Annotated in this window: 6 protein-coding genes; 3 read left to right on the top strand and 3 right to left on the bottom strand. The window is 71.8% G+C overall.

From position 1 onward, the window contains the following. Positions 1-180: 180 nt before the first annotated feature. Positions 181-411 carry a hypothetical protein gene (locus ACFVZW_RS16390; RefSeq protein WP_384521639.1) on the bottom strand — a complete coding sequence of 77 codons (231 nt, stop codon included), beginning with the start codon at positions 409-411 and terminating at the stop codon, positions 181-183. Between the two features lie 287 nt (positions 412-698). Here ACFVZW_RS16390 and ACFVZW_RS16385 point away from each other — a divergent pair, with 287 nt between their 5' ends. The 3 genes from ACFVZW_RS16385 to ACFVZW_RS16375 all read left to right on the top strand — a co-directional run bounded on the left by ACFVZW_RS16385 (position 699) and on the right by ACFVZW_RS16375 (position 4711). Then, a complete protein-coding gene (locus tag ACFVZW_RS16385) occupies positions 699-1142 on the top strand; it encodes a MarR family winged helix-turn-helix transcriptional regulator (RefSeq protein WP_383557457.1) in 444 nt (147 codons plus the stop codon). A 228-nt stretch (positions 1143-1370) separates the two neighbouring features. Continuing rightward, a complete protein-coding gene (locus tag ACFVZW_RS16380) occupies positions 1371-3797 on the top strand; it encodes an MFS transporter (RefSeq protein ID WP_384521637.1) in 2427 nt (808 codons plus the stop codon). Positions 3798-3907: 110 nt separating this feature from the next. Continuing rightward, a complete protein-coding gene (locus ACFVZW_RS16375; protein WP_384521634.1) occupies positions 3908-4711 on the top strand; it encodes a YceI family protein in 804 nt (267 codons plus the stop codon). A gap of 115 nt (positions 4712-4826) precedes the next feature. Here ACFVZW_RS16375 and ACFVZW_RS16370 read toward each other — a convergent pair whose 3' ends face one another. Further along, positions 4827-5600, bottom strand: a complete 774-nt coding sequence (locus ACFVZW_RS16370; protein WP_384521631.1) for a TetR/AcrR family transcriptional regulator — start codon at positions 5598-5600, stop codon at positions 4827-4829. A 44-nt stretch (positions 5601-5644) separates the two neighbouring features. Next, entirely contained in the window at positions 5645-7168 is a 1524-nt protein-coding gene (locus ACFVZW_RS16365) for an MFS transporter (RefSeq protein ID WP_384521628.1), read from the bottom strand. Between the last annotated feature and the right edge of the window lie 60 nt (positions 7169-7228).

The raw sequence follows: 7228 nt of genomic DNA, 5'->3' as shown, positions 1-7228 counted from the left end.
GTCAAGGGTGAAGCGCAGCGCAATCGGCGAAGCCGACGCGACCGCAGGGAGCGCCCTTGACGCACCGCCTCCGGTCGCCACACTCGGAACGAGGGCGGCCGACCCAGAAGCCCACAGGGACGTCCAGGCCAAGGCCCTCGGAACCCGAAGCCCAGAAGAGCCCAGGCCCAGGTCCCGGCCTCAGCCCAGCGCCAGCCAGGCCACCGCAGCCAGGACCACGATCGCCGCGATCACGCCGACGATGAGGCCCACCCGGGGGCCGGAGGACTGGGGGGCCGCCGCCTGGCGGGCGCCGCCCTGCGGGGCGCCCTCGTCGACGAAGGCGCGGAACATCTGCGTGCTGCCGGCCGGGTCGTAGTTGCCCTCGGGGCCGGGGCCCTGACCGTACGGAGCTTGGGGGTTGTGTGCCATGAGCCAGGACCCTAGCGAACCCCGGCTGCCGCCCCCAAGCCCCCGCCGGGTCCGGGCACCGGTCCGGCACCGGTCGGACACTGCTCAGGCACCGATCCCCCGCACGGCGACCCACCCCCGACCCAGCCCGTTCCTCCCCCACACCCCCTGCCCCTTCCTCTCGCCCCTCCCCCCGCTCCCCCTTTGCCGATTCTTTAGCGCCGTTTGACCGATTTAGTTTGCCTGGAGCAACCATCCATCTCTATGGTTGCCCTAAGCAACAAGATGCATCGGGTCATGGGGTCACAGTGGACAAGCCGAACCGGTACGAGAACCTCGCCCGACAGGTCAGCGCCATCGGCGCGGTCAAGCGCGGGATGGCCCGCTCACTGCCCGCCGACTGCCCCAGCGGCTCCGCCATCGTCCTCGCCCTGCTCAAGCACGACGGGGACATGAGGATGAGCCGGATCGCGGAGCGGATGGCCGTCGACATGTCGGTGAGCAGCCGCCACGTCTCCCACGCCGTCGACCGCGGCTGGGTCGAGCGGCTGCCCGACCCCGCCGACCGGCGCTCCCGCATCCTGCACCTCACCGCCGAGGGCAGGGAGAAGCTCGACGAGCTCGACCGGCGGCTGACCGCGATGCTCACCCGCAACCTCGCGGACTGGTCCGACGACGACGTCGAACTGCTCACCCACCTGCTCGCCCGCCTACGCGACTCCTTCGGGGACTGCCGGGCCCACCACGCCTAAAGCACCCGCGCAACCCGCACCGCACACCCCACACCGCGGACCACACACCCCGCAACCCGCAACCACACCGCGGACCACACACCCCGCAGCCCGCACCCCGCACCGCACCGCACCGCGGACCACACACCCCACACCGCGCACCCCAACACCGCGCACCCCACACCGCGCCCCCGCACGCCACCCCCACACCCCACCCCGACAGCACACGCGTAACAGCAAAGGAAGTTCATGGCCACGACCACACCCGCCCCGCCAACGCAGGCGGGCGGCCACACCTCCGGCGCGGCGCCCATGACGCACCGGCAGATCATGGAGGCGCTCTCCGGGCTGCTGCTCGGCATGTTCGTCGCCATCCTGTCGTCGACGATCGTGTCCAACGCCCTCCCCCAGATCATCACCGACCTCGGCGGCGGCCAGTCCGCCTACACCTGGGTCGTCACGGCCGCGCTTCTGTCGATGACCGCGACCACCCCGCTCTGGGGCAAGCTCGCGGACCTCTTCTCCAAGAAGCTGCTCGTCCAGATAGCACTGGTCATCTACGTCGCCGGCTCGGTCGTCGCCGGTCTCTCCCAGAACACCGGGATGCTCATCGCCTGCCGTGTCGTCCAGGGCATCGGCGTCGGCGGTCTGACCGCCCTCTCCCAGATCATCCTGGCCGCGATGATCGCCCCGCGTGAGCGCGGCCGGTACAGCGGCTACCTCGGTGCGGTCTTCGCCGTCGCCACCGTCGGCGGCCCGCTGCTCGGCGGCGTCATCACCGACACCGACTGGCTCGGCTGGCGCTGGTGCTTCTACGTCGGCGTGCCCTTCGCGCTGATCGCGCTGCTGGTCCTCCAGAAGACGCTGAAGCTCCCCGTCGTGAAGCGCAAGGTCAAGGTCGACTGGACCGGCGCCTTCGTCATCAGCGCCGCGGTCTCCCTCCTCCTGATCTGGGTGACCTTCGCGGGCGACAAGTACGACTGGATGTCCTGGCAGACGGCCGCCATGGTCGGCGGCTCCGTCGTCCTCGGCGCGCTCTTCGTCCTCGTCGAGTCCAAGGCCGACGAGCCGATCATCCCGCTGCGTCTCTTCCGCAACCGCACGATCACCCTCGCCTCCCTCGCCTCGCTCTTCGTCGGCGTCGCGATGTTCGCCGGCACGGTCTTCTTCAGCCAGTACTTCCAGCTGGCGCGCAACGAGTCGCCGACGATGTCCGGCGTCCTCACCATCCCGATGATCGCCGGTCTGTTCGTGTCCTCGACCGTCTCCGGCATGGTCATCACCAAGACCGGCAAGTGGAAGGCCTGGCTGGTCAGCGGCGGTGCCCTGACGACCGGTGGACTCGGCCTGCTCGGCACGATCCGCTACGACACGGAGTACTGGCACATCGCGCTCTTCATGGGCGTCATGGGTCTGGGCCTCGGCATGATGATGCAGAACCTGGTGCTCTGCACGCAGAACCAGGTGGCCCCGGCCGACCTCGGTTCCGCCTCGTCCGTCGTCACCTTCTTCCGCTCCCTCGGCGGCGCGATCGGCGTCTCGGCGCTCGGCGCGGTGCTGGCCAACCGGGTCACGCACTACGTCCAGGACGGCATGACCGCCCTCGGCCCGAAGGCCGCGGGCATGGCCAACGGCGGTTCGGGCGGTGGCATCCCGGACATGGACAAGCTGCCGGCCCCGATCCGTACCGTCATGGAGGACGCGTACGGACACGGTGTCGCCGATGTCTTCCTCTACTCGGCGCCGTTCGCGCTGCTCGCCTTCCTGGTGACGCTGTTCATCAAGGAGGTCGCGCTGAAGAGCAGTTCGGCTCCCAAGACGGACGCCGCGGCGGCCGCGGCGCCGGCCGCCGCGCCGGAGGAGCCGACGGCCGCCGTGGCGGTCGCCGCCACCACGGCCACGGTGACCACCGGCCTGACCATCAGCGGCACCGTCCGTACCGCCGAAGGCACCGACCTGCCCGGCGCGACGCTCACGCTGATCTCGCTCGGCGGGCAGCAGCTCGGCCGCTCGGTCGTCGGGAGCGAGGGCCGGTACGCCTTCGACGCCCCGGCCGCCGGTTCGTACGTCCTGATCGCCTCCGCCGACGGCTTCCAGCCGCAGGCCTCCACGGTCGTCGTGAACGACGGTCCGCTCGCACACGACGTACTCCTGACCGGCACCAGCGGGCTCAACGGCTCGGTGACCGCGGCCGAGAGCGGCGCACCCGTGGACGGGGCCATGGTCGTGATCACGGACGTACGGGGCGAGGTGCTGGCCACCGGCAAGTCCGGTGCGGACGGCGGCTTCGCCTTCGGCGAGCTGGTGCCGGGCGCGGTCACGGTCGCGGTCACCGCCACCGGCTACCGCCCGCAGGCGCTGCCCGTCGAGATCGGCGGCCAGGGCGCGACCCGGCTCGACGTGGCCCTGGCGGCCGGGGCGGTCGTCCACGGGACGGTCCGCGCGGGCCTCGACCACCGGCCGCTGGCCGACGCACGGGTGACCCTGGTCGACGCCGCCGGGAACGTGAAGGCCTCGGCGACGACGGACGCGGAGGGCGCGTACGCCTTCGCGGACCTGGACGCCGGTGAGTACACGCTCATCGCGACCGGCTACCCGCCGGTCGCGGGACGGCTGACCGTGACCGGTGCCGGGGTCGACGGCCACGACATCGAACTCGCCCACCCGGGCGAGTGACCGACTCCCGGCCGCGCTTCGAGCGGAGGCGCGACCGGGTCCGGGGCGGCAGGGGTCATGGGGACGGCCTGCCGCCCCGTTGTTCTTCCACGTGAGGGTTGAGGGTACGGATGGGACTGCACGCACAGGTACGGACCCGCGACGGGTGGCCGGTCCAGCACGCGGTGGTGACCGTGACGGACGGTTCGGGCGGACAGGTCCTGCGGGCGGCGGCCGACGGGGACGGGGTCGTACGGGCCGAGGGCTCGCTGGCCCCGGGGCCGTACACGGTGGTGGTGACCGCGCTCGGCTACGCGCCGGACGCGCGCACGTCGCTGGTGGGCGGGACCGGGCGGGCGGATGTCGGGACGGTCGTCCTGGCCCGCGCGGGCGGTACGGAGCTCCCGCCGCCGGGGGCGTGGAGCATGGACGCGGCGCACTCCTCGGTGGGGGCGGTGGCCCAGCACCTGGGGATCTCCAGCGTGCACGGCCGGTTCACCGAGTTCACCGGCCGGATCGAGATCACGCCGGAGGTCCTGGCCTCGCGGGTGGAGGCGGTCATCGCGGCCGGGTCCGTCGACACGGGCAACGGGCTGCGGGACAAGCACCTGCGGTCCGAGGACTTCCTGGACGTGGACCGCTTCCCTGAGATCACGTACCGCAGCTCGGCGCTGCGCGAGGCGGGCCCGGACCGGTGGACCGTCGACGGCGAGCTGACCCTGCGGGGCGTCACGCGGCACGTCCCGCTGGATCTCACGTACCTGGGGACGAGCGCGGATCCGTGGGGCGGGGTGCGGGCGGCGTTCCGCGCGGAGGCGGAGCTGCGGCGCGAGGACTTCGCGATGAACTACAACCAGGTGGTGTCGGCGGGCATCGCGGCGATCGGCGCGACGCTGCGGGTGACCTTGGACATCCAGGCGGTGCGGGAGGGCTGAGGGGCGCGACGGACGGGCTGGGGCGCGGTACCGACGGGGCCAAGACGCGCCACGGGAGGCCAAGGCGCGCCGCCGGAGGCCGGGGCGCCCTCGCGTGGCGCCCGGCCCCGCGTCTTCAGGAGCCCTCGCCCTCGCGCGCGGCCATGACCTCGATGCCCGCGATCAGGATGTCGAGGGCGTAGGCGAAGTCCCGCTCCCACATGTCGCTGACGCTGCCGTGCGAGGCGCGCTCGGCGAAGAGCTCCTCCATCTTCGCCATCGGCTCGGCGAACTGCGGCTCGTCGCGGAACGCGGCGACGGACTCCGTGTAGAACTCGTCCTGCGTCATGCCCGCCTCGGCCGAGCGCCGGGCGAACAGGGCCTCGATCGTGCCGTATCCGTACACGAACTGGAACACCGCCGCGAGCGTGCCCGGCTGACCGTGGACCGGGAGTCCGGTGGCCCGGACGGCGTCCTGGATCGCGGTCCCGACGACGAGCGCCCGCGGCCCGACGTTCAGGTACATGCCCACGCAGGCGGAGACCCAGGGGTGCCGGACCAGCATCCGGCGGTAGCCGAGCGCGAGGGCCCGGAGCCGGTCGCGCCAGTCCTCGGCCGCGGAGACGGCCTCCAGGTCGATGCCCTCGTACACGGCGTCGAGGGCGTACTCGATGATGTCGTCCTTGGTGTCCACGTACCAGTAGAGCGACATCGCCGTGACGCCCAGTTCGGTCGCCAGCTTGCGCATCGAGAGCCCGGCCAGGCCGTCCTCGTCGAGCATCCGGATCGAGGTCGCCACGATCCGGTCGCGGTCGAGGCCGGCCGGGCCGCCTCCGCCGCGCTGGGTCGGCCGTTCGAGCCATACGGAGGAACGCGCCGGGTTCTTGGCCCGGTCTGCGGCCTTGACCATCGCGTTCCTCCGTGAGCTCACTCTGTCAGCGGTCCGCCACCATGCTATGCAGCCGCTTCCCTCTTCTCGGACCGTTCCGCCCGGCGCAGCAGCGCCGCCGCGAGCAGGCCGCCCGCGAAGACGGCGATGGCGCCGACCAGCTGGCTGGTCTGGAGGCCGGTGGCGAACGCGTCGGAGATCTCCGCCCGTTCGGCGTCGCTTCCGGCCGCCGCGAGGGCCGCGGGCAGCGAGGCCGCGGTGACGGCGACGAGCGCGGCGAAGCGGGCGTTGAGCACGGCGCCGAGGACGGCGACGCCCAGGCCGTTGCCGAACTCGGCGAGGGTGCCGTTGATGCCGGCGCCCACGCCCGCCTTCTCCGGCGGGATCGCGCTCATGATGGCGTTGGCCATGGCCGGGGAGGAGACGGCGATGCCGCCGCCCATCAGGACCAGGCCGAGGAGCATCCCCCAGTAGCTGCCGTCCGTACCGCCGCCGAGCACGGCGATCGAGGTGAGACCGCCCGCGACCAGGGTCATGCCGAGGACGACGGCCGACGGGGTGCCGATCCTCATCACCAGCTTGGGGCCCATGCCGGTCAGGTTGAGACCGACGATCGTCAGCGCGAGGGGCGCCATCCGGAGACCGGCCTCCAGCGGCTCGTAGCCGAGCACGAACTGCAGGTGCTGGGTGAGCAGGAACAGCGAGCCGCCCATGCCGAAGACGACGAGCAGCGAGCCGCCGATGGCGCCGATGAACTTCTGGTTCCGGAAGAAGTGCATGTCGAGCATGGGGTACGGGGTCCGCAGCTCCCAGAGCGCGAAGGCGCCGAGGACGAGGACACCGATGGCGGCCGGGACCAGCACCTCGGCGGAGGTCCAGCCGTGCTCGGGGCCCGTGATGATCGCGTACACGACGGCGGTCATGCCGATCGTGGAGAGCAGCGCGCCGAGCAGGTCGGGGCGCTCGCCCTGCGGGTTCTTCGACTCCGGTACGAGCTTGAGGACGGCGACCAGGCCGACGGCCGCGACCGGGATGTTGACGAGGAAGATCATTCCCCACCAGAAGTGGTTCAGGATCACGCCGCCGATGAGCGGGCCGGCGGCGAAGCCGAGCGAGCTGACGGTGGACCAGAGCGCGATCGCCTTGACCCGCTCGGAGTCGTCGAAGATCTGCATGACGACGGCGAGGGTGGTGGTCATCAGGAGTGCGCCACCGACGCCCATGCCGGCCCGGGCGGCGATCAGCTGCGCGGTGGAGTCGGCGAGTCCGGCGGCGAGCGAGCCGAGGCCGAAGAGCGCGAGACCGACGGCGAGGAGCTTCTTGCGGCCGTAGCGGTCGGCGGCGTTGCCCGCCGTCAGCAGGAGGCCGGACTGGACGAGCGAGTACGCGTTGATCATCCACTGGATGTCGGTGGTCGTCGCGTGGAGTTCGGAGGTCAGCGAGGGGATCGCGACGCTCAGGACGGTGTTGTCGAGCAGCACGGTGAGCTGGGCGAGGCAGATGACGCCGAGGATCAGCCAGCGCTGCGGATGCCCGCCGGGGGTGGCCTTCCCGGCGGTGGGTTCGTTCGCGGCGGTCGTCGCCGTCATGGGACAGCACTCCTTGTACGGTGTACGGGACTAGGTCTCGTACACCGTACAAGGGTCTCT

Origin of the sequence: Streptomyces sp. NPDC059567, from assembly GCF_042735655.1 — a bacterium.
GTDB lineage: Bacteria > Actinomycetota > Actinomycetes > Streptomycetales > Streptomycetaceae > Streptomyces.
Note: the sequence above shows the minus strand (reverse complement) of the source record. Positions and strands in the feature narration are given on the sequence as shown.